33 protein-coding genes are annotated in these 21,998 nt (G+C 38.8%); 1 reads left to right on the top strand and 32 read right to left on the bottom strand.

Features of this window, described 5'->3' with window-relative positions:
* Nucleotides 1-53: 53 nt before the first annotated feature.
* Both pqqA and CWO92_RS20915 read right to left on the bottom strand, forming a co-directional pair.
* Complete coding sequence (gene pqqA, locus CWO92_RS26610; protein WP_133120595.1) at nt 54-128, bottom strand: pyrroloquinoline quinone precursor peptide PqqA; 75 nt, start codon at nt 126-128, stop codon at nt 54-56.
* 264 nt (nt 129-392) lie between these two features.
* On the bottom strand, nt 393-2,372 hold the full coding sequence (locus tag CWO92_RS20915) for an outer membrane protein assembly factor BamB family protein (protein ID WP_101356146.1): 1,980 nt from the start codon (nt 2,370-2,372) through the stop codon (nt 393-395).
* A gap of 335 nt (nt 2,373-2,707) precedes the next feature.
* Between CWO92_RS20915 and CWO92_RS20910 the strand changes: the two genes are divergently transcribed.
* The gene (locus tag CWO92_RS20910; protein WP_101356145.1) at nt 2,708-3,163 is read left to right on the top strand and encodes a hypothetical protein; all 456 of its coding nucleotides are present in this window, start codon (nt 2,708-2,710) and stop codon (nt 3,161-3,163) included.
* Between the two features lie 162 nt (nt 3,164-3,325).
* Here the strand turns inward: CWO92_RS20910 and CWO92_RS20905 are convergent, their stop codons facing one another.
* The 30 genes from CWO92_RS20905 to rpsC all read right to left on the bottom strand — a co-directional run bounded on the left by CWO92_RS20905 (nt 3,326) and on the right by rpsC (nt 21,996).
* On the bottom strand, nt 3,326-3,784 hold the full coding sequence (locus CWO92_RS20905) for a hypothetical protein (RefSeq protein WP_101356144.1): 459 nt from the start codon (nt 3,782-3,784) through the stop codon (nt 3,326-3,328).
* Nucleotides 3,785-3,892: 108 nt separating this feature from the next.
* The gene (locus CWO92_RS20900) at nt 3,893-5,830 is read right to left on the bottom strand and encodes an outer membrane protein assembly factor BamB family protein (protein ID WP_101356143.1); all 1,938 of its coding nucleotides are present in this window, start codon (nt 5,828-5,830) and stop codon (nt 3,893-3,895) included.
* A gap of 339 nt (nt 5,831-6,169) precedes the next feature.
* Entirely contained in the window at nt 6,170-6,562 is a 393-nt protein-coding gene (gene rpsI, locus CWO92_RS20895; RefSeq protein WP_101356142.1) for a 30S ribosomal protein S9, read from the bottom strand.
* Between the two features lie 21 nt (nt 6,563-6,583).
* Nucleotides 6,584-7,021, bottom strand: coding sequence for a 50S ribosomal protein L13 (gene rplM / locus CWO92_RS20890; RefSeq protein ID WP_101356141.1), 438 nt, complete (start codon nt 7,019-7,021; stop codon nt 6,584-6,586).
* 508 nt (nt 7,022-7,529) lie between these two features.
* A complete protein-coding gene (gene truA / locus CWO92_RS20885; protein WP_101356140.1) occupies nt 7,530-8,270 on the bottom strand; it encodes a tRNA pseudouridine(38-40) synthase TruA in 741 nt (246 codons plus the stop codon).
* Between the two features lie 11 nt (nt 8,271-8,281).
* Complete coding sequence (locus CWO92_RS20880) at nt 8,282-9,079, bottom strand: energy-coupling factor transporter transmembrane component T family protein (protein ID WP_101356139.1); 798 nt, start codon at nt 9,077-9,079, stop codon at nt 8,282-8,284.
* Nucleotides 9,076-9,945 carry an energy-coupling factor ABC transporter ATP-binding protein gene (locus CWO92_RS20875; protein ID WP_101356138.1) on the bottom strand — a complete coding sequence of 290 codons (870 nt, stop codon included), beginning with the start codon at nt 9,943-9,945 and terminating at the stop codon, nt 9,076-9,078. Before CWO92_RS20875 ends, CWO92_RS20880 begins: the two co-directional genes overlap by 4 nt.
* Nucleotides 9,921-10,760 carry an energy-coupling factor ABC transporter ATP-binding protein gene (locus tag CWO92_RS20870; RefSeq protein ID WP_101356137.1) on the bottom strand — a complete coding sequence of 280 codons (840 nt, stop codon included), beginning with the start codon at nt 10,758-10,760 and terminating at the stop codon, nt 9,921-9,923. The genes CWO92_RS20875 and CWO92_RS20870 overlap by 25 nt, the downstream gene beginning before the upstream one ends.
* A gap of 303 nt (nt 10,761-11,063) precedes the next feature.
* Complete coding sequence (gene rplQ, locus CWO92_RS20865; protein WP_101356136.1) at nt 11,064-11,426, bottom strand: 50S ribosomal protein L17; 363 nt, start codon at nt 11,424-11,426, stop codon at nt 11,064-11,066.
* Between the two features lie 37 nt (nt 11,427-11,463).
* Nucleotides 11,464-12,408, bottom strand: coding sequence for a DNA-directed RNA polymerase subunit alpha (locus CWO92_RS20860; RefSeq protein ID WP_101356135.1), 945 nt, complete (start codon nt 12,406-12,408; stop codon nt 11,464-11,466).
* A gap of 174 nt (nt 12,409-12,582) precedes the next feature.
* On the bottom strand, nt 12,583-12,972 hold the full coding sequence (gene rpsK / locus CWO92_RS20855; protein WP_055737822.1) for a 30S ribosomal protein S11: 390 nt from the start codon (nt 12,970-12,972) through the stop codon (nt 12,583-12,585).
* Between the two features lie 25 nt (nt 12,973-12,997).
* The gene (gene rpsM, locus CWO92_RS20850) at nt 12,998-13,363 is read right to left on the bottom strand and encodes a 30S ribosomal protein S13 (RefSeq protein ID WP_055737821.1); all 366 of its coding nucleotides are present in this window, start codon (nt 13,361-13,363) and stop codon (nt 12,998-13,000) included.
* Between the two features lie 23 nt (nt 13,364-13,386).
* On the bottom strand, nt 13,387-13,500 hold the full coding sequence (gene rpmJ / locus CWO92_RS20845; RefSeq protein WP_000868344.1) for a 50S ribosomal protein L36: 114 nt from the start codon (nt 13,498-13,500) through the stop codon (nt 13,387-13,389).
* 39 nt (nt 13,501-13,539) lie between these two features.
* Nucleotides 13,540-13,758, bottom strand: coding sequence for a translation initiation factor IF-1 (gene infA, locus CWO92_RS20840; protein WP_055741079.1), 219 nt, complete (start codon nt 13,756-13,758; stop codon nt 13,540-13,542).
* Nucleotides 13,759-14,291: 533 nt separating this feature from the next.
* Nucleotides 14,292-14,945: an adenylate kinase gene (locus tag CWO92_RS20835; protein WP_101356134.1), complete on the bottom strand. Its 654-nt coding sequence runs from the start codon at nt 14,943-14,945 to the stop codon at nt 14,292-14,294.
* A 65-nt stretch (nt 14,946-15,010) separates the two neighbouring features.
* The gene (gene secY, locus CWO92_RS20830; protein WP_101356133.1) at nt 15,011-16,303 is read right to left on the bottom strand and encodes a preprotein translocase subunit SecY; all 1,293 of its coding nucleotides are present in this window, start codon (nt 16,301-16,303) and stop codon (nt 15,011-15,013) included.
* Nucleotides 16,303-16,743: a 50S ribosomal protein L15 gene (rplO, locus tag CWO92_RS20825; RefSeq protein WP_101356132.1), complete on the bottom strand. Its 441-nt coding sequence runs from the start codon at nt 16,741-16,743 to the stop codon at nt 16,303-16,305. The genes secY and rplO overlap by 1 nt, the downstream gene beginning before the upstream one ends.
* Nucleotides 16,744-16,775: 32 nt before the next feature.
* Nucleotides 16,776-16,958: a 50S ribosomal protein L30 gene (gene rpmD, locus CWO92_RS20820; protein ID WP_101356131.1), complete on the bottom strand. Its 183-nt coding sequence runs from the start codon at nt 16,956-16,958 to the stop codon at nt 16,776-16,778.
* Nucleotides 16,959-16,971: 13 nt separating this feature from the next.
* Nucleotides 16,972-17,472: a 30S ribosomal protein S5 gene (gene rpsE, locus CWO92_RS20815; RefSeq protein ID WP_101356130.1), complete on the bottom strand. Its 501-nt coding sequence runs from the start codon at nt 17,470-17,472 to the stop codon at nt 16,972-16,974.
* Nucleotides 17,473-17,494: 22 nt separating this feature from the next.
* Complete coding sequence (gene rplR, locus CWO92_RS20810) at nt 17,495-17,857, bottom strand: 50S ribosomal protein L18 (RefSeq protein ID WP_101356129.1); 363 nt, start codon at nt 17,855-17,857, stop codon at nt 17,495-17,497.
* Nucleotides 17,858-17,890: 33 nt separating this feature from the next.
* On the bottom strand, nt 17,891-18,430 hold the full coding sequence (rplF, locus tag CWO92_RS20805; RefSeq protein ID WP_101356128.1) for a 50S ribosomal protein L6: 540 nt from the start codon (nt 18,428-18,430) through the stop codon (nt 17,891-17,893).
* A gap of 28 nt (nt 18,431-18,458) precedes the next feature.
* Nucleotides 18,459-18,857, bottom strand: a complete 399-nt coding sequence (gene rpsH, locus CWO92_RS20800) for a 30S ribosomal protein S8 (RefSeq protein WP_101356127.1) — start codon at nt 18,855-18,857, stop codon at nt 18,459-18,461.
* A 30-nt stretch (nt 18,858-18,887) separates the two neighbouring features.
* Nucleotides 18,888-19,073: a type Z 30S ribosomal protein S14 gene (locus CWO92_RS20795; protein ID WP_055737812.1), complete on the bottom strand. Its 186-nt coding sequence runs from the start codon at nt 19,071-19,073 to the stop codon at nt 18,888-18,890.
* Between the two features lie 25 nt (nt 19,074-19,098).
* Nucleotides 19,099-19,638, bottom strand: a complete 540-nt coding sequence (gene rplE / locus CWO92_RS20790; RefSeq protein ID WP_101356126.1) for a 50S ribosomal protein L5 — start codon at nt 19,636-19,638, stop codon at nt 19,099-19,101.
* Between the two features lie 26 nt (nt 19,639-19,664).
* Nucleotides 19,665-19,976: a 50S ribosomal protein L24 gene (gene rplX, locus CWO92_RS20785; protein ID WP_101356125.1), complete on the bottom strand. Its 312-nt coding sequence runs from the start codon at nt 19,974-19,976 to the stop codon at nt 19,665-19,667.
* 37 nt (nt 19,977-20,013) lie between these two features.
* A complete protein-coding gene (gene rplN, locus CWO92_RS20780) occupies nt 20,014-20,382 on the bottom strand; it encodes a 50S ribosomal protein L14 (protein ID WP_055737809.1) in 369 nt (122 codons plus the stop codon).
* A gap of 45 nt (nt 20,383-20,427) precedes the next feature.
* Nucleotides 20,428-20,691 carry a 30S ribosomal protein S17 gene (rpsQ, locus tag CWO92_RS20775; protein WP_058005972.1) on the bottom strand — a complete coding sequence of 88 codons (264 nt, stop codon included), beginning with the start codon at nt 20,689-20,691 and terminating at the stop codon, nt 20,428-20,430.
* Between the two features lie 18 nt (nt 20,692-20,709).
* Nucleotides 20,710-20,913: a 50S ribosomal protein L29 gene (gene rpmC, locus CWO92_RS20770; RefSeq protein ID WP_003351417.1), complete on the bottom strand. Its 204-nt coding sequence runs from the start codon at nt 20,911-20,913 to the stop codon at nt 20,710-20,712.
* Nucleotides 20,903-21,337 carry a 50S ribosomal protein L16 gene (gene rplP, locus CWO92_RS20765; RefSeq protein WP_101356124.1) on the bottom strand — a complete coding sequence of 145 codons (435 nt, stop codon included), beginning with the start codon at nt 21,335-21,337 and terminating at the stop codon, nt 20,903-20,905. The genes rpmC and rplP overlap by 11 nt, the downstream gene beginning before the upstream one ends.
* Nucleotides 21,338-21,339: 2 nt before the next feature.
* Nucleotides 21,340-21,996: a 30S ribosomal protein S3 gene (rpsC, locus tag CWO92_RS20760; RefSeq protein WP_101356123.1), complete on the bottom strand. Its 657-nt coding sequence runs from the start codon at nt 21,994-21,996 to the stop codon at nt 21,340-21,342.
* Nucleotides 21,997-21,998: the final 2 nt, after the last annotated feature.

Genomic DNA, 21,998 nt, shown 5'->3' with positions numbered 1-21,998 from the left:
TCTATTGCACCACCTCTTGTTTTATTAAACTCATTTATGCATACGATACCATGCTACTTACCAACATAGGCGTACATTGTCACCTCAGAAGATGTATTAATTATTTTATATTCAGGCTTCTTCCACATGTGAGTCACCACCTTTCATGACACCAACCATTGTGAAAATAATACTTAAGGTGTACTGTTTTTCCCTTTCAAATTAATCTTATGTAGATGGTTTCTCCGAAATAACCAGAATTTTGACTAAAAGTTGTCCTATGTGTACGGATTATTGCAATTAATAACAAAAAGGGACAAGGAGGGTGGGGATATTTGTCGCACCTCGCTTGTCCTAAATAAAAGCAACCTGTGCCTTTTAAAACTCAGGTTGCTACATCTAACTATTCATCATTATTTCTTTTGAGACAACCATCTAGCGAGCGTTTTCGCATCGTCTCCTTTTGCCAAACCTGCAGGCATGCGACCGCCCCCATTAATGATTTGATTTAATATCTCTTGTTCAGACATCTTACTACCGATATGTGTTAAATCGGGACCGACACCGCCACCAAGATTTTGACCATGGCAAGATGCACAGCTCTTTTTATAAATTGCTGGAGCCGCAGTATTACCAGGCTGCTTTTTAGCCTTTTCTTTATTACCGCTGCTTCCATCATTAGCGTTATCATTTTTCCCCGATCCCTGCGGGGTCTGTTCCGCAGTCACCGATTTCTTACCACCTAATCCATACGTAATAACCTTTGTTCCGGTAACATAGGTAATAAATTGTTTACCATTATCCATATAAATTGCCGGTGCCATCATTACCTGTTTTCCGCCGGTTTCCATATTCCATAATTTCTTACCAGTTTTAATATCTATCGCGCTAGCAGTTCCGTCTAGTTCCCCATAAAAAGCTAGTCCTGTTGCAGTACTTGTGAAACCTCCACGCTGTGGTTGTTTCGTCTTAATTTGATATGCTTGCTTTCCGGTATTCAAATCGATTGCGGTGATGGTACCAGATGACTCTGTACCTTTAGGAGTAGGTAGAACTTCTGTACCAGGGAACAAACCATTTTTTTGTTCTACCTCTTTTTCATCTTTTGCAGCAATACCTAACGAAGGCAAATTGATACCAGGTATCAGCACAAAATTGGTTCCTGGGTCATACGTTTCTGTGGCATAATTTTGTCCACCTTCCACTCCCGGCCATTGAAGAACGGCCTTGTTTTTATCTGTCGTTAGTGGCGTATGTTTAATTTTAACGAATGGGACTCCATCATAAATAGTCTTTCCTGATTTTGCATCCCAAGCATACCATTTTCCGTTTTTGCCTCCGTGAACAACAACCTTTTGCTTTTTGCCTTTAACATTTGCATTTATAACCATCGGAGTTGCCGCTGCATCATAATCCCATTGGTCGTTTTCCATTTCAGAATTTGCCCAAATCAATTTACCAGTTTTGCTATCGAGAGCAACTACAGAATCGGTGTAAGGGTTCTTGCCAGGACGGATTTTAATAAAGAAGTCAGGAGCCGGATTTCCTACGCCGAAATACATCATATCCGTATCTGGATCAAATGCCATAGGATTCCAGACAGCTCCGCCACCTGTGTATTTTCCTTTTACCCAATCCTTCCCTTTTTCAGGTACAGTCCAGAATGGCTTATCCCAGGCAGGAGTAAGATCACTCGCCTTAAAGGCCATTACAAAGCCGCGAATTCCGTTATCCCCTCCACTGCTTCCTACATATACATTTCCTTTATAATACATAGGAGCTGATGTTTCATAATACCTGTTTTCCAGGGTGACGCCCTCCATGCCCTTGATATCCCAAAAATTAATTATTTTATCTAATTTTCCGGTTTTCGCATCTAACTTAGCTAAACGATTATCTGCAATTAGTACAAATACTTTTCCCTCTGCTACCGCAACACCTCGGCTAGCCACAACCTCTAAAAGACTTAAGTCCGCTTTATCTAAATGATCTTGTACATTACTTGGAGGTTTCCACTCCCAAATTTTCTTTCCATTGGAAGCGTCCATTGCAAACACTCTGTTTAATGAGGTCGTTACATACATGACCCCATCCACAACTACAGGATAATCTTCCGAAGCATTAGGGGCTTTTTTATCCCATCCTGCTAGATCCTGCTGCCAAACAACTCCTAATTTATTTACATTATCTTTCGTGATCTTGTCGTAAGGGACATTTCTTGTTTGTTGAAGGTCGTAGCCCCAGTTTGGAAAACCATCTTCCTTCGTACTTTTAGCTGGTTGATTTGTATTATTGTTAGCTGTATTCTTCTTATTTTCTTGTTTTGTTGAACAACCGACAACTAACACTGCCGCAAGCATTGTTATGATTGCCACTTTTAAATAGCGTTTCAAGGAAAGTCCTCCTATTCTATAGAATTCAGAGTGGTCAATGCTCTTTTATTCCCCATTACAGAATGACATATATTATTAGACCCGCCTCTTTTTCTAGATTGAGTTAAATAGTCTCTAATTATGCAAAAACAAGTAATGTAATTGTTTTATTTAAGAGACTATGGAGGCCGTCATTTTTATATAAAAAGTGATAGAGAAGAATATTTCCTACCAATAGTGAAAATCTATAACCAAAGGTTAACATAACGCTAAGACCTTCAAATTTTTGCACAGAGAGTTCCATTTAGTCAGCCGTATGCACACAAACCGTAAACAATAATAGGATGGTGATTTTAGTGAAGATGTACTTAAGGTTAAAGTATTTTTTGCGCGCTTTTGTAATACTTACTTGCCTACTTGTAGGATGGACATTTGCTGATTCCAAGCATTTGAGGGCGGAATCGATTCTTGGATCGTCGGAAGATAAGGGGATTAAACTTACGCTTGATAACTATAAAATTCAACATTATGGCCAAGAAATGATCGTACATTATACTATTCAAACGGCATCAGGTTCTCTAATAAATGATGATAGTTTGGCTCTTATAAAAGATTTGGACTTTTCAATTGGAAGCAGCGTAGTTCGAGGAAAAGATGCATGGCATAAAAAAATTAGCAATCAAAAATACCAAGGCGCCATAAAGGTTGACCTGCCACAATATAGACCTGCCATCTCTAACGTGGTATTCAGTACTGATTCTATTTCTAACCAAAAGGGTATGTGGACAATTAACTTTCAAATACAAAAATAGATACTTTGAAATGACAAAAGCCTTAGACTAGTCTAGGGCTCTTCTTTTTGTTTCTATAAATTTTTCTTAAATCGTAAACGGTAAATAAATACCAGTTCAAAAGATTAATCCCGTACCATTTTAAAAGATGATACGGGACGCTTTAGTCTCTCAACAACTAGCTTAGTATTGTGAGGTCCTAAGAGTAAATTTAACTGTCCATTGACCCTTTTGATTCAATAATCCATGTGTGTGAATAGACATTGTTGAATTATCTGGTCTGTAATGTTGTAGTTGAGCAATAATTGTTCCTTTATACTCGTTATTACTCACTCTCTTGAATGTTTCTTTCTCCTCACGAACTAACGTATGTCCAATCCAAATATGCGGATTTTCAACCAAGCTAGTGGTCCCGGGCTTAATTTGTATATTTGAATTAGAACGTATCGTATAATGCAGCACAATGTTTTGTCCGTGGTTTATGATGGAATAATCATTGATTGTTAACCTAATTCCGTTATCCACGGACGAGCCTAATTGAGATTGTGCATTGATTAAAGTAGGGGAGGCAAATCCAAAGGTCAAGGAAATGAATAAGGCAACACCAATGAATCGCACGGTATATTTCGTTAAATTCCTCATTTTCCACCATCCTCTTTTATTTATATTTTTCGCCACTTTGCAAGATTTTTTTTGAAACAATCTGAGTCCGTGTAAAAAGACCGGACTCGGATTGTTTCGTAAAATGCATCATTTCTTTTTAGAAAGCCAATCTGCTAATGCTTCTGCCTCTTTACCTTTAGCCAAGCCTGCCGGCATGCGGTCGCCACCGTTTAAGATTTGATTCAATATGTCTTGTTTGGACATTGTTTTACCTATGTGTTGAAGATTTGGAGCAGTTGCACCTTGAAGATTATCCCCATGACAAGATACGCAACTTCTTTTGTAAACAGCCATCGGGTCAACTTTAACAACATCTGCTTGCCCTTGTAATTTTGCATTTTTATTAACTGCACCAGGTTTTAACTTACCACCCAGTCCATAAACAACTACCTTCGTACCACCTGTAATCACCGCAACATATTCTTTGCCGTCAACGGTATAAACGGATGGTGCCATTTTGATTTGTTTTCCTCCACTGTCCATGCTCCATAACACTTTATTGTTTTTAATATCAAGAGCATTCACTTTTCCGCCCAATTCTCCATAAAAGGCAAGACCTGTAGCAGTACTTGTGAATCCTCCATACATCGGATCGTCCGTTTTTCTTTGATATACCTTTTTCCCCGTATTCATATCAATTGCTGTAATGGTTCCAGAAACATCAACATCTTTTGGTAAAGGTAGTATTTTTGTACCTGGGAATGTATTATTATCTTTTGCTATCTCTTTTGCATCTTTAGCTGCAACCATTAAATTCGGGCTGTTAATACCCGGAATCAGCACATAGTTGGTATCAGGGTCATAGGTCTGTGGAGCATAGCTTTCTCCACCTGGCGTTCCTGGCCATTGTAGTTTAACTTTACTCTCGTCGCTCGGTACGGAAGAATGTTGGATTTTGACAAATGGTACACCATCATAAATGGTTTTCCCTGTTTTTGCGTCCCATGCATACCACTTTCCATTCTTACCGCCTTCAACCACAACCTTTTGTTTTTTCCCGCCAACCTTTGCATTAAGTATCATCGGTGTTGCAGCAGCGTCATAATCCCAGACATCGTGATCGACTTGGGAGGATGCCCACTTAAACTTTCCTGTTTTACTATCTAAAGCAACAATAGAATCGGTGTACGGATTTTTTCCTTTTCTATCTGCATCATAAAAGTCCGGCGCTGGATTTCCTACAGCAAAATACATCATATCAGTATCTGGATCAAACGACATTGGCGTCCATACAGACCCTCCACCGGTATACTTACCCTTCGCCCAACCCTTTCCTCTTTCAGGAACAGTCCAGAACGGTTCTTTCCATAGTGGCTCAAGGGTATCCGCTTTAAAAGCCCATACGAAACCTCTTGTACCATTATCACCACCGCTGCTTCCAACGTAAATGTTGCCATCATAATACATTGGAGCCGAAGATTCATAGTATCTGTTTTCTAACTTGATGGACGGCTCATGATCCCAGAAATTGACCATTTTTAACAGCTTACCGTTCTTCGCATCAAGTTTGGCTAGCCGATTATCAATCATCAAGACATATACGTTTCCATTTGCCACAGCGACACCTCTGCTTGCCACATTGGATTGCCATGGTAAACTATTGATATGGTCCATTACATTCTTTGGAGGTGTCCATGCCCAAATTTTCTTTCCGCTTGCGGCATCGATTGCAAACACATGATTTTTAGCACTAGTTACGTACATAACCCCGTCATGTACGACAGGAAAGTCCTCCTGTAAGTTAGGGACATCTTTATTCCAATCCAGGATATCCTGCTGCCATACAATCCCCATCTTTTTCACATTATCTTTTGTAATCTCTTTATAGGGCACATGTCGGGTATGTTGAAGGTCATAACCCCAATTTGGAAACCCCGTTTCCTTTGCCTGATTTGCTTGATTTTGGGTTGTTTTCTTGTTTTCTCCCTGGTTATTTGCATTGTTCTTGTTATTATTTGACTGACAGCCAATAATGACCATACTAGCCAGCAAAACTGAACCTGTTGCCTTAAAAAAACGCCTCACGAGAATACCCTCCTTACATTATGAAATATTAGTATTTGATGAATTCTAATGATGTACTTTCCACTTTGTGCCCTATTCCCTCCTTAACAAATCATATTTTTTATAAGAACAATGGTATATTTACCTAAAACCTCTTAATTTATACAAATTGTGAACAACCCCATATCCAATTGTTAGTGGTACGTGTGTACAACGTATAATTTGCCTTGATTGACCATCCCTGTACATGAAAATCCATTTATACTATCAAAGGTTTTTATAGTGTTATTGACAAAAGCATTTTTACGCATAAAAAAAGACCCCCAGCCAAAATGACTGAGAGTCTTTGAAACGTCCATATTAACGTTTTGAGAACTGAGGCGCACGACGAGCACCTTTAAGACCGTATTTCTTACGCTCTTTCATACGTGGGTCACGAGTTAATAGACCTGCTGGTTTTAATGTTGCACGGTAAGCAGGATCTGCTTGTAGTAACGCACGAGCGATACCATGACGGATTGCGCCAGCTTGGCCAGTAAATCCACCGCCGTTAACATTTACTAATACATCATAGCTGCCAAGAGTTTCAGTAGCAACTAGAGGTTGTTTAATTACTTCGATTAATGCTGCAAATGGAATATAGTCTTGTACGTCACGACCGTTAATCACAATGTTGCCGTTACCTGGAACTAAGCGTACACGTGCAACAGAGCTTTTACGACGTCCTGTTCCGATATATTGAACTTGTGCCAAAATAATACCCTCCCTTTGAAATTATCCGCGAAGTTCGTAAGCTTCCGGTTTTTGTGCTTGATGTTGATGTTCTGCACCTGCATAAACATGTAATTTTTTAATCATTTGACGTCCTAGAGAACCTTTTGGAAGCATGCCTTTAATAGCAAGTTCTAGCATTTTCTCAGGATAGTTTGTACGCATTTCGTTTGCTGTACGAGTCTTTAATCCGCCTGCAAATTGAGTATGACGGTAGTAAATTTTGTCAGTTAGTTTTTTACCAGTTAATTCGATTTGAGATGCGTTAATGATAATAACATGATCACCAGTGTCAACATGTGGTGTGAAAGTTGGTTTATGTTTACCGCGTAAAATAGATGCTACTTCACTAGCTAGGCGACCTAAAGTCTTGCCAGCAGCGTCTACAACATACCATTTACGTTCAACTGTATTTGCATTAGCCATATACGTAGTACGCATTCGTTACCCTCCTAAAAATAAAAAATATCCATTCTCTTGTATTTATTTCATCACAATAAGTTTCCGGGGCTTATCGTGGGGTTAAAAACAATACCATAGGTTATAATATCTTTTTCTGACGTCAATGTCAAGACAATGTTACACCTGGATTAGTTGTTTTAATTGAAAAGCGTAAGTGCCTTGATTATCGGCGTACGGATNTTACACCTGGATTAGTTGTTTTAATTGAAAAGCGTAAGTGCCTTGATTATCGGCGTACGGATTTTGTAGTCTACGACTGAGATAAAGGAAACACAGTGAGATAGTTCCCGAGCTGATGTTGACTTATCGTAGGGAGAAGACGGAGAAATCCGCTAGCCGATAGGCACTGAAGCTAGACATCTCGAAAAGCGTAAGTGCCTTGATTTTCGGCGTACGGATGAGTGAAATTGGAAGTGTAATTTCACCTTTGTAGTCTACGACTGAGATAAAGGAAACACAGTAAGGTAGTCCCCTAATAAAATGCACTCTATTCATAGAACACTTTCCACAAATATAATCCTTCTGGACCTGCCGTTTTTCCGGCTAGTTTTCTATTTTTCTGTTCAATTATCATGGGTATTTGTTCTGGTTTTTTTCTACCTCTTCCAACTTCTAATAAGGTCCCCATAATAATTCGCACCATATTATATAAGAATCCATCTCCGACAAATTTAAATATCAGTTCGTCTTTTTCCTGGGTAAAACTGATTTCCTGCAACGTTCTTACCCTGCTCGAAACCGTCGTTTTTGCCGAACAAAAACTTGTGAAATCATGAGTTCCAAGAAAGTATTTCATTGCTTTTTCTATTGCATGAAGATCCAACTTATATGGATAATGATGTGAATAAAAACGTTTAAACGGGTCCTTTACCCTGCTTGTGTATACCCGATACCGATATTCTTTCCCCACTGCCATATGTCTAGCGTGAAAATCATCTTCTACTAGCTCAGCGCTTTTTACCAGAATGTCATCTGGCAATGTCGTATTTAGAACTGTTGGCCATTTTTCAATAGGAATATCTAGTGGTGAATCAAAATGGATGACTTGGCCGATTGCATGAACACCTGCATCTGTCCTTCCCGATCCTTCCACTACAATATGTTGCTGCTTATGAATCCTGCGGAGAGCCTTTTCCAGCTCCCCTTGGACAGTGCGATCCTTCGGTTGAATTTGATACCCGCAGAATCCGGATCCATCATAACAAATAATGCATTTATAACGTGACATAGAGAACCTCGTTATGATCGTAGAATAGTTAGTATTGCTGTAATGAAAACCAATACAATCAAGCTTGACGTATCGGATAAGTGCCATAGTAACAACCGATATTTTGTTCTTCCTTCCCCGCCTCGGTAACCTCTTGCTTCCATCGCAGTTGCTAGCTCCTCTGCACGTTTAAAGGAGCTTACAAAAAGAGGAATTAATAGCGGAACAATTGCTTTAATCCGCTCCTTGAGTGGACCGCTAGAAAAGTCGACCCCTCGGGCCATTTGTGCTTTCATAATTTTATCCGTCTCGTCCATTATTGTAGGAATGAATCGCAAAGATATCGACATCATCAAAGCCAATTCATGTACAGGAAATTTAATTTTCTTTAGTGGATTTAATAATGTTTCTAAACCATCTGTCAATGAAATGGGTGATGTAGTTAACGTTAATAAAGAAGTGACGAATATTAAATTCATAAACCTCAATGAAATAAAAATCCCTTGCTTTACCCCTTCTTCATATATCTTAATAATTCCAAAATGAAAGAGAAGATGACCTTGCTTCGTGAAAAACAAATGCAATACCAATGTAAAGAGCACTAACCAGAGAACTGGCCTTAATCCATTTATAAAAAAACGAAATGGAATTTTCGATATATATATAAGAAGAAAAGTAAAAACGGTTAAGATTGCATAAGTAATGAAATTATTAGCTAAAAAAACAATACAAATAAAAGCAAATACAAATATTAGCTTTGAGCGTGGATCTAGACGGTGAACAATGGAATCTGCCGGTACATATCTCCCGAATATCATTTTCTCCATCATACCCGTACACCTCGCATTTCAACATTCTTTAATACCTCAGTTAATTCTTCAATAGTGAGGCATGTTTTTCCTAATTTCATTTGAAATTTTTCCTCATACAAATATTGAAAACGAACTACATCTGGAACATTTAGTCCTAATGACATTAGCTCTTCAGCTGCAGTGAATATCTCACGAGGCGTTCCTTTTTGCTTTAATTCACCCTGCTGCAAAATAGCAATTTCATCGGCATACATTGCAGCATCCTCCATACTATGTGTTACGAGAATGGTAGTAAGTCCTTTTTCCTTATGCAATCGGTAAAACATATCCATAATTTCTCTCCGACCTCGTGGGTCGAGACCAGCAGTGGGTTCGTCCAAAACGAGAACTTCTGGTTCCATTGCTAAAACGCCAGCAATCGCAACCCTTCTCATTTGTCCGCCTGATAAATCAAATGGTGACTTCGTAAGTACGTCCTCCGGCAAGCCAACTTGTGAAATTAGTTCTCTTGCACGCTTTTTGGCATCTTCCTTAGTAATGCCAAAATTCATCGGACCGAAACAAATATCCTTTTCTACAGTCTCTTCAAAAAGCTGATGTTCCGGAAATTGAAATACGATTCCTACCTTTTGCCTAATTGGGCGAAGTTGTTTTTCTTTTTTTCCAGATATTACGGTTCGATCACCTATTGTGATTTTCCCTGCTGTGGGCTGTAGTAATGCATTGAGATGCTGTAATAAAGTTGATTTGCCTGAACCTGTATGTCCAATTATCGCTAAATATTGCCCTTGTGGTATTTGGAGATTAATATCATGAAGTGCTAGTCTTTCAAATGGTGTACCTGCTTGATATTTGTATTCTACTTGTTCGAGTGTAATGTCCATAATGCATCCACCAATTCTTCTTCTGTCAGATAATATGTTGATAAAGGATAGCCAATTTCTTTCAATGACTTTGTCATTTTAATCGAAAAAGGAATATCCAAGCCCAATTTGACCAACTCTTCATCCATCGCAAATATGTCACTAGGGGTACCTTCTCTGTATACCTTGCCGCCGTTCATGATAATAATACGATCGGCCCTCGCCGCTTCTTCCAAATCATGTGTGATCGAAATTACGGTTAATCCAGTTTCATCTTTCAGTTCCCGAATGGTATTAATAACCTCTAATCTTCCTTTAGGATCTAACATAGAAGTGGCCTCATCTAATATAATTACTTTCGGTTGCAATGCGATAATCCCTGCAATAGCCACTCTTTGCTTTTGTCCCCCGGATAAATGGTGTGGCTCTTGATTCAGAAAGGCAGACATATTGACTTTTTCTAAAGCGTCATGTACCCTTTCAACCATCACTTCTCGAGGTATTCCATTGTTTTCTAAACCAAAAGCCACATCATCTTGAACAGTTGTCCCTACAAATTGATTATCCGGATTCTGAAATACCATTCCGATTCGTTTCCTTACATCCCAAACAGTTTCTTCTGATAAAGAAATACCATCTACATTTACTTCCCCTTTTTCCGGGAAATGAAGTCCGTTTAATAGCTTTGCTAATGTTGATTTTCCGGAACCATTATGACCAACAATTGCAAGCCATTCTCCATCCATCACTTGTAAAGATATATCTTCAAGTGCATATTGCTCCTGGTCTTCATATTTAAAAAATATATTATTTAAAGAGATTACGGATTCTGCCATCCTCTTTCCTCCTCATTCTAAGCTAGTCTAAATTCTAATATCTATCCTCTTTCTCTGCTCATCTAATTGTTCGTTAAAGGAGAATTTACAATATAAATAAAAAAGCCCGCACCCCTCTCCAAGGTTGTGCGCGCCCTTTTGATCATAACTCTTTTTAAAGAGATGGAGAGGGATACAAGGAGCTAGACGGGACATCTAATAAAAGGGCGATGCCCATCATAACACTCTGATAGCTTTAAAGTTAAACAAAAAGGGCATTGAAGCAGTTATGAATAACTGTCCTGCCCTTGATGTAAAAAGATATTAAACTAGTTCAATAATAACTACTGGTGCACCGTCACCGCGACGAGGACCCATTTTCATGATACGAGTGTATCCGCCTTGGCGTTCTTGATAACGAGTAGCAATATCACCAAATAACTTTTGAACTGCATCTTGGTTTGTTTCAGCATCTGCGATTTCATGACGAATGTAAGCAGCAGCTTGACGACGTGCGTGTAAATCACCACGTTTACCAAGAGTAATCATCTTTTCAACAACTGAACGTAATTCTTTCGCACGAGCTTCAGTTGTTTCGATGCGTTCGTTGATGATTAAGTCAGTTGCTAAATCGCGAAGTAATGCTTTACGTTGGGCACTTGTACGTCCTAACTTTCTGTAAGGCATGAAGTTTCCCTCCCTTGTTGAATTTTTACTTTTCTAATCAATCGTCTTTTCTTAAGCCTAAACCAAGCTCTTCTAACTTAGCTTTTACTTCTTCTAAAGACTTACGACCTAAGTTACGAACCTTCATCATATCCTCTTCAGTCTTGTTAGCCAATTCCTGAACAGTATTGATACCGGCACGTTTTAAACAGTTATAGGAACGAACGGAAAGATCTAATTCTTCAATGGTCATTTCAAGAACTTTTTCTTTCTGATCCTCTTCTTTTTCAACCATGATCTCAGCATTTTGAGCCTCATCCGTTAATCCGACAAAGATATTTAAATGCTCATTTAAAATCTTTGCACCAAGAGAAATGGCTTCTTTTGGTCCAATGCTGCCATCAGTCCAAACATCGAGTGAGAGCTTGTCATAGTTGGACAATTGTCCGACACGTGTATTTTCCACTTGGTAGTTTACACGTTGAACAGGAGTGTAGATAGAGTCAATAGGAATAACTCCAATAGGATGATCCTCACGTTTATTAAGATCAGCTGGTGTATAACCGCGACCTCTTGTAGCAGACATACGCATACGGAAATGAGCATTCTTTCCTAAAGTAGCAATATATAAATCTGGGTTTAAGATTTCTACATCACTATCATGTGTAATATCCGCAGCCGTTACGACTCCTTCTCCCTGTACATCAATTTCAAGCGTCTTCTCTTCGTCAGAGTATATTTTCAAAGCTAGTTTCTTAAGATTTAGGATAATAGATGTAACATCTTCTACGACGCCTTCAATTGTTGAGAACTCATGCATTACCCCATCTATTTGAATAGACGTGACAGCGGCACCTGGGAGTGAGGATAATAGGATACGACGTAAGGAGTTACCCAAAGTTGTACCATATCCACGCTCAAGCGGTTCTACGACGAACTTTCCATAAGATGCATCATCGTTGACCTCAACCGTTTCAATTTTTGGTTTTTCAATTTCTATCATTCAAATTTACCCTCCTTCAAAACGTCGAAACCCCGGTAAGAATTTTATTCTAAAACCCGAAATTCCCCATGTATACATTCCCGTTTGTGCACAACAACTGGATTAATCTAATCTGTTTTTAAAACATATCATATCCCATTATAGACAGGGATACAAAATCTCATACAGAAAAAATTAAACACGACGGCGTTTTGGTGGGCGGCATCCATTATGTGGAACTGGTGTAACGTCTTTAATAGCTGTTACTTCTAGACCTGCAGCTTGAAGTGCACGAATTGCAGCTTCACGTCCAGCGCCAGGGCCTTTAACAGTTACTTCAAGAGTTTTCATACCGTGTTCCATAGAAGCTTTTGCAGCAGTTTCAGCTGCCATTTGTGCTGCGAATGGAGTAGATTTACGAGAACCTTTAAATCCAAGCGCACCTGCACTTGACCAAGCAAGAGCATTACCATGTGGATCTGTGATTGTTACGATTGTATTATTAAATGTAGAACGAATGTGTGCAACACCTGATTCGATATTCTTTTTCACACGACGTTTACGAGTATTAGTTTTGCGTGCCATTCTATTAAGAAACCTCCTTTGCTAATTATTTCTTTTTACCTGCTACAGTTTTACGAGGACCTTTACGAGTACGAGCATTGTTCTTCGTATTTTGACCGCGAACTGGTAAGCCACGACGATGGCGTAAACCACGGTAAGAACCAATTTCCATTAAACGTTTAATGTTTAAAGAAACTTCACGGCGAAGGTCACCTTCTACCTTAAGTTTATCAATAATATCGCGAATTTTGTTTAACTCTTCTTCTGTTAAATCACGAACGCGAGTATCCTCAGATACACCTGCTTCAGCTAAAACCTTTTGAGCAGTTGGTTTACCAATACCATAGACATAAGTTAATGAAATCACTACACGCTTATCACGTGGAATGTCAACACCTGCAATACGTGCCATTGAAAAAGCGCACCTCCTTCAAATTATCCTTGTTTTTGTTTATGTTTAGGGTTTTCACAAATAACCATGACTTTACCTCTTCTACGAATAACTTTACATTTTTCGCAGATTGGCTTTACTGATGGTCTGACTTTCATTTGTCTTTACCTCCTTAACAGTACGGAGTGCATTTCATATTATTTATAACGATACGTAATTCTTCCGCGTGTCAAATCATATGGAGAAAGCTCAACCGTAACTTTATCTCCTGGTAAAATACGAATAAAATGCATTCTGATCTTACCGGAAACATGTGCTAATACGGTATGGCCGTTCTCTAATTCTACCTTAAACATTGCATTTGGCAAAGTTTCACTTACAGTTCCTTCAACCTCGATAACATCGTCTTTCGCCACCGAACCAGTCTCCCTTCTATCTAACATTTGGGACCACATTTAATACCTCTTTTACAAAAGTAACGAGGTATTGGTGTGTCTTCATGTAATTCTTGACCAATCCTATGTTCGGCATACTTGCCAACAGAGAAAAGCCCTTTGCTACGACAATTAATGAATCGCATGAGAGATGTTCGAAAGACGCTCACCAGGCTTTCATTCTTGTAAGCCATGATTAGTGATTTCTCAAGTCACCTCTAATAGCTTCCCGGTTTCTATGTCAATTGTACCTAAAGGATAGGTCCATAAAGAATCACCATGACAGCCATTATAAATTAACATCGCTAAAGATGATAGATGCTTCCATCTTAGGAACGATCATTTGAAATGTTGAGAACAAATTTCTTTGTTCATTTAAGCACATATGCACCCACGCATTCCATTATAACGTTTATAAGAAGGAATTGCATCAATCCGCATAAGAAATTTTTCAGCAATTACATCCAATTTAGTATTGTAATTCCTGTTTCTTTATAATTTATTAGCTTAAAAGATTATTTTACTAATCCTTGAAGTAAATTTTCAATATCAGCAAAAACTTTATTTATTTCCTGCTGACCATTTATACTACGCAAGTATCCTTTTTGCTCATAAAAATCAAGTAGGGGCTGAGTTTGTTTAATGTTAACCTCTAAACGGTTTTGAACGGTTTCTTCATTATCATCAGCTCTTTGATATAATTCTCCGCCACAGCGATCACATTCGCCTGGCTTTGCAGGAGGATTAAAGACAAGATGATAAGTGGCACCACAATTCTTGCAAATACGGCGTCCTGTTAAACGTTCCATTAAAATTTCCTTGTCTACCTGAATGTTTATACAATAATCAATTTGCATATTTAAATCAGAAAGAATTGCTTCTAAGCTTTCCGCTTGTGGCACCGTTCTAGGAAATCCATCAAGTAAGAAACCTGCTTCACAATCCTTTTTGCTTAAACGTTCACGAACAATGCCGATAGTTACTTCATCTGGAACAAGTTCACCTTTATCCATAAAGGACTTGGCTTTTAAACCGAGTTCCGTGCCTTCTTTAATAGCAGCGCGGAACATATCTCCAGTAGAGATATGCGGAATATGATACTTATCCACGATTCTTTCAGCCTGTGTTCCTTTTCCGGCACCGGGAAGACCCATTAGCACTAAATTCACTAGTACTTCCCCCTTAAGACTTAATCCATGTTTTAGGAACAAGCTCTTGCTCCTAAAACACAGTATTACTTAATAAAACCTTTATAATGACGCTTTACAAGCTGTGATTCTAATTGTTTCATCGTATCAAGTGCCACACCGATCATAACAAGTAAACTTGTTCCACCGATTTGAACAGCTGGCGGTAACCCTGCGAACGTAGTAAAGATAACCGGTAAAATCGATACAACCGCTAGGAATATAGATCCCACAAATGTTAAGCGGTATAGTACCCTCGTAAGATACTCTTGCGTATTTTTACCAGGGCGAATTCCCGGAATATACCCACCTTGTTTCTTCAAGTTATCAGCCATTTGCTCTGGATTCACTTGAACAAATGCATAGAAATAAGTAAAAGCTATAATTAATGCAACATAGATTATAGCACCCAGCGGTTTCGTATAATCAAATACCCATTGTATCGTATCCGTTACATTGTTGGAACCAAAAAATGATGCAATGGTTCTTGGTGCCACGATAAACGATACCGCAAAGATAACTGGAATAACCCCTGCTGCATTTACTTTTAAAGGTAAATGTGTCGTTTGTCCTCCAACAGGATTACGACCAGAAAGACGTTGTGCATATTGAATCGGAATCTTTCTTAGTGCCTGTTGGACAAAAATTACTCCGACTACAATAGCAATCACAACAAGAATTAGTATTAATAAGATAACAATCTTTAAAAACAACTGTTGGCCAGCATTTTTAAATTGTTGATCATATATTTGACTAATCATATTTGGTACTCTGGCAACAATACCTGCAGCAATCAGAATGGAAATACCATTACCAACGCCATTAGCTGTGATTTGTTCACCCAACCACATTAAAAATCCAGTTCCGGCTGTCAAAACAACAGCAATGATTAGGTAGGTTCCCCAGCTCGGATTCATAATTAATTGTCCCTGAGTTAAGGAGTTGAATCCATAAGCCATACCAATACCTTCTATAAAAGCAAGGACAATTGTGAAGTAACGTGTAAATTGAGCCAATTTACGACGTCCCACTTCACCTTGTTTAGACCATTCCGTAAACTTCGGAATAACGTCCATTTGTAATAATTGTACGATGATGGAAGCAGTGATATATGGCATAATTCCCATTGCAAACAAAGAGAATTTATAAAGAGCTCCACCGCCAAAAGTATTTAGGATATTAAAGAATCCATTTTGATCATTCGCTTCCAATGCAGCCGCATTTACAAATGGAACAGGTATATAAGCTCCAATTCTAAAAACGACTAACATTAAAAGTGTAAAGAAAACTTTACGTCTAATATCTTTCACACGCATAAAATTGGAGATTGTCGAGAACATTAAATCACCTCGGTAGTTCCGCCAGCAGCTTCAATTGCTTCTTTAGCAGCAGAGGAGAATTTGTGAGCTTTTACAGATAACTTTTTCTCAAGCTTACCATTTGCAAGAATTTTAATTCCTGCCTTCTCTTTGCTTACAACTCCTGTTTCGATAAGAAGAGCCGGTGTAATTTCAGTACCGTCTTCAAAGCGATTTAATGCATCTAGATTTACAACAGCATAATCTTTTCGGTTGATATTAGTGAAACCGCGTTTTGGTAAACGACGGAATAATGGTGTTTGACCACCTTCAAAACCAAGACGAACACCGCCGCCTGAACGAGCGTTTTGACCTTTATGTCCTTTACCAGCAGTCTTACCATTACCGGAACCAATACCACGTCCAACTCGATTACGCTCTTTGCGTGAACCTTCTGCAGGTTGTAATTCATGAAGTTTCATTGTCGGCACCTCCTTATATAAAGAAATTTACATTACTGTTCTTTTACTGTTACAAGATGAGCAACTTTTGTGATCATACCACGAATAGCTGCATTATCTTCATGCTCAACAGTTTGATTTACTTTACGCAAACCAAGAGCTTTAACTGTTTCACGTTGATCCTGAGGACGACCGATCAAGCTACGAGTGAGGGTAATTGCTAATTTGTTTGCCATTATAATTCCCTCCTTATCCTAACAGTTCTTCTACTGATTTATTACGTAATTTTGCAACATCTTCCGCACGCTTCAATTGTTTAATACCCTCAATTGTCGCACGAATCATATTGATAGGTGTATTGGAACCAAGAGATTTAGATGTAATATCAGCTACACCAGCTAACTCAAGTACCGCACGAACTGGACCACCAGCAATTACACCGGTACCTGGTGAACCTGGCTTCATAAGAATGGAACCAGCGCCAAAGCGACCGATTACTTCGTGTGGAATTGTTGTACCAACCATAGGTACTTCAACTAAGTTTTTCTTAGCGTCTTCAACTGCCTTACGAATTGCATCAGGTACCTCTTGTGCTTTACCAGTTCCAAAACCAACATGGCCGTTTCTATCTCCTACAACGACTAGTGCAGAGAAACGGAAGCGACGTCCACCTTTAACAACTTTCGCAACACGGTTAACAGTAACAACGCGTTCTTCTAATTCAAGTTTGTTAGGATCAATGTTACGCATCTATTTGTCCCTCCTTTTTCTATTAAAATTCTAGTCCGTTTTCACGAGCTGCATCAGCAAGAGCTTTAATACGTCCGTGATAGAGGTATCCACCACGATCGAATACTACACTTGTAACGCCTTTTTCTACTGCACGCTTTGCAATTAGCTCGCCAACTTTTTTAGCAGCCTCTACATTGCTTGTTGATTCTAATCCTAGATCTTTATCAAGTGTTGACGCACTTGCTAAAGTAACACCTTGAATATCATCAATCAATTGTGCATAGATATTTTTATTTGAACGATATACGTTTAATCGAGGACGTGCCGTAGTACCACTTAATTTAGCGCGAACACGGGCATGTCTTTTTTTACGTACCTGATTTTTATCTGGCTTAGTGATCATCTGTGGTCACTCCTTTCTTACTGTCAAGCAGCATTATTTACCTGTCTTACCTTCTTTTCTACGTACATATTCGCCTTCGTAACGAATACCTTTACCTTTGTACGGTTCTGGCGGACGAACGTCACGAATATTAGCAGCTAAAGCACCGACGCGTTCTTTGCTAGTACCTTTTACAATAACCTTTGTATTAGAAGGCACTTCGATTTCAAGACCACTTTCAGGTTCAAATTCAACAGGATGAGAATAACCAACGTTTAAAACAAGTTTCTTACCTTGCTTTTGTGCACGGTATCCAACACCGACTAATTCTAATGATTTTTCAAAGCCTTTAGAAACACCTTCAACCATGTTTGCAAGCAAAGCACGTGTTGTACCATGTAAAGTTCGGTGTGTTTTTGACTCTGAAGGACGAGTAACATTGATTACATTCTCTTCAACGTTAATTGTGATTTCAGGACTAAAGCTGCGAGAAAGTTCGCCTTTAGGACCCTTTACAGTTACATTGTTATTTCCATCTACTGTAATTGTTACACCAGATGGAATCTCAATAGGTTTTTTACCTACACGGGACATTCTATTGCACCTCCGTTCATTTCAAGTATTACCAAACGTAAGCTAGTACTTCTCCACCAACTTGTTTGTTACGAGCTTCTTTATCTGTTAAGACACCTTGAGAAGTAGATACGATAGCTATTCCAAGGCCGTTAAGAACTTTTGGAACCTCATCAGCTTTTGCATATACACGTAAACCAGGCTTGCTGATACGTTTAATGCCAGTGATTACACGCTCATTGTTAGTGCCGTACTTTAAGAAAATACGGATGATTCCTTGTTTGTTGTCTTCGATATATTCAACATCACGAACAAAACCTTCGCGCTTTAGAATTTCAGCAACTTCTTTTTTGATTTTAGAAGCAGGAACTTCTAATTTTTCGTGACGTACCATATTTGCATTTCGAATACGAGTAAGCAAATCTGCGATTGGATCTGTCATTACCATAAGATTTTACCTCCTTCCCAATTTCGGGTTTTACCAGCTAGCTTTTTTGACACCAGGAATTTGACCCTTGTATGCGAGTTCACGGAAACAAATACGGCATAGTTTGAATTTGCGAATTACTGAATGTGGACGGCCACAACGTTCGCAACGTGTATAAGCTTGCACTTCAAACTTAGGTGTGCGCTTTTGTTTCACGATCATAGATTTTTTAGCCACGTTTTCGCCTCCCTTTTTTTAGCGATTACTTTTGAAATGGCATTCCGAATAGAGTTAATAACTCACGAGCTTCTTCGTCTGTGTTTGCAGTTGTTACGATAACAATGTCCATACCGCGAACTTTGCTTACTTTATCGTAATCAATCTCAGGGAAGATTAGCTGTTCTCTAACACCAAGTGTATAGTTTCCACGGCCATCAAATGACTTCTTGGAAATACCACGGAAGTCACGAACACGTGGAAGTGAAACTGAAATTAATTTATCAAGGAATTCATACATACGTTCTCCGCGAAGGGTTACTTTACAACCAATAGGCATACCTTCACGAAGACGGAATCCCGCGATAGAATTCTTTGCTCTTGTGATTACTGGTTTTTGACCAGTGATTAATGTTAATTCTTCAACGGCATTGTCAAGTACCTTTGCGTTTTGAACAGCATCACCAACACCCATGTTGATAACAATCTTTTCAATTTTAGGTACTTGCATTACTGATTTATAGTTAAATTTGCTTGTTAAAGCAGGAGTCAATTCTTTTTCGTATTTTTCCTTTAGGCGGTTCATGTAGTGTACCTCCCTTCATCTAAGAACTATTTATCTAAAACTTCACCAGATTTTTTCGCTACACGTACTTTTTTGCCATTTACATCTTGATAACCTACACGAGTAGGTTCGTTTGATTTAGGATCTAGTAACATTACGTTTGATACGTGAATAGGTGCTTCTTGGCTAATGATTCCACCTTGTGGGTTAACTTGTGAAGGTTTTGAATGTTTCTTAATAATGTTAACACCTTCTACAATCACACGGTCTTTTTTAGGAAATGCAGCAAGGATTACACCTGTTTTTCCTTTATCTTTACCTGTAATAACCATTACTTTGTCGCCTTTTTTTACATGCATCTTAATCGCACCTCCTTGATTAATAAATCTAATTATATTAAAGAACTTCTGGAGCTAAGGATACGATTTTCATGAAATTATTGTTACGTAGTTCACGAGCAACAGGTCCAAAGATACGAGTTCCACGAGGACTCTTATCATCACGGATAATTACACATGCGTTTTCATCGAAACGAATGTATGAACCATCTGGACGGCGCATACCGCTTTTCGTACGAACAACAACAGCTTTAACGACATCGCCTTTTTTAACAACGCCTCCTGGTGTTGCTTGTTTTACTGTACAAACGATAACATCACCAATATTAGCTGTTTTACGGCCAGAACCACCTAGAACTTTAATCGTTAAAACTTCTCTAGCACCAGAGTTGTCAGCAACTTTCAAACGAGTTTCTTGTTGAATCATATTGTTTACCTCCCTTCGGAATAAACATGAATCCGATACTTTGTATTAGATAATAACAGCTTTTTCAACGACTTCCACAAGACGGAAACGTTTTGTCGCAGATAATGGACGAGTTTCCATAATGCGAACGATATCGCCGATCTTTGCTTCATTTTGCTCATCATGAGCTTTAAACTTTTTAGAGTACTTCACGCGTTTGCCGTAAAGTGAGTGTTTTTTATAAGTTTCTACAAGTACAGTTATTGTTTTGTCCATTTTATCAGAAACAACACGTCCTGTGTAAACTTTTCGTTGGTTACGTTCACTCATTGTGCAAACCTCCTCTCATTATCGATTGTTAACACCGATCTCTCTTTCACGGATCACGGTTTTCATGCGAGCAATCGCTTTGCGTACTTCACGGATGCGAGCAGTATTTTCAAGTTGCCCTGTAGCTAATTGGAACCTGAGGTTAAATAACTCTTCTTTTAGAGATTTTACTTTTTGTTCTATTTCTGCAGTGGTAAGGTCACGAATTTCATTAGCTTTCATTTGATTCACCACCAATTTCTTCTCGTTTTACGAACTTACATTTAACCGGTAATTTATGCATAGCAAGACGTAATGCTTCACGAGCAACCTCTTCAGATACACCTGCAATTTCAAACATAATTTTACCTGGTTTTACAACTGCTACCCAGCCTTCTGGAGCACCTTTACCGGAACCCATACGAACTTCTAGTGGTTTTGCAGTATATGGTTTGTGAGGGAAGATTTTAATCCAAACTTTACCTCCACGTTTCATATAACGAGTCATCGCGATACGAGCAGCTTCAATTTGACGGTTTGTAATCCAAGAAGCCTCAAGAGCTTGTAAACCATATTCACCAAATGCTACTTCAGTACCACCTTTTGCACGACCACGCATTTTTCCACGATGTTCGCGGCGATATTTAACGCGTTTAGGTAATAACATGATTATTTTCCTCCTTCCTCAGTCTTTTTCTTCGCAGGAAGAACCTCTCCACGATAAATCCATACTTTTACGCCAAGTTTACCGTAAGTTGTGTCTGCTTCTGCATGTGCATAATCGATATCTGCACGTAGAGTATGAAGTGGAACAGTTCCTTCGCTATAGCCTTCTGTACGAGCCATATCAGCTCCGCCTAGACGACCTGAAACTTGTGTTTTAATTCCTTTTGCACCAGCGCGCATTGCACGTTGAATTGCTTGTTTTTGTGCACGACGGAAAGATACACGATTTTCTAATTGACGAGCAATATTTTCAGCTACTAATTTAGCATCAATATCAGCTTTCTTAATTTCAACAATATTAATGTGAACGCGTTTGCCAGTTAGTTCATTTAGAGCTTTACGAAGTGCTTCTACTTCAGTACCGCCTTTACCAATGACCATACCTGGTTTCGCAGTGCGGATAGTAATGTTAATACGATTTGCAGCACGTTCAATTTCAACACCAGAAACTGATGCATCGCTTAAACGTTTGGAAATGTATTCACGAACTTTAATGTCCTCATGCAGAAGGTCAGCGTAGTCCTTTTCCGCGTACCATTTAGATTCCCAGTCACGAATAACTCCGATACGTAAACCTATTGGATGTACTTTTTGTCCCACGA

Origin of the sequence: Heyndrickxia camelliae (assembly GCF_002844575.1) — a bacterium.
Lineage (GTDB): Bacteria > Bacillota > Bacilli > Bacillales > Bacillaceae_C > Margalitia > Margalitia camelliae.
Note: the sequence above shows the minus strand (reverse complement) of the source record. Positions and strands in the feature narration are given on the sequence as shown.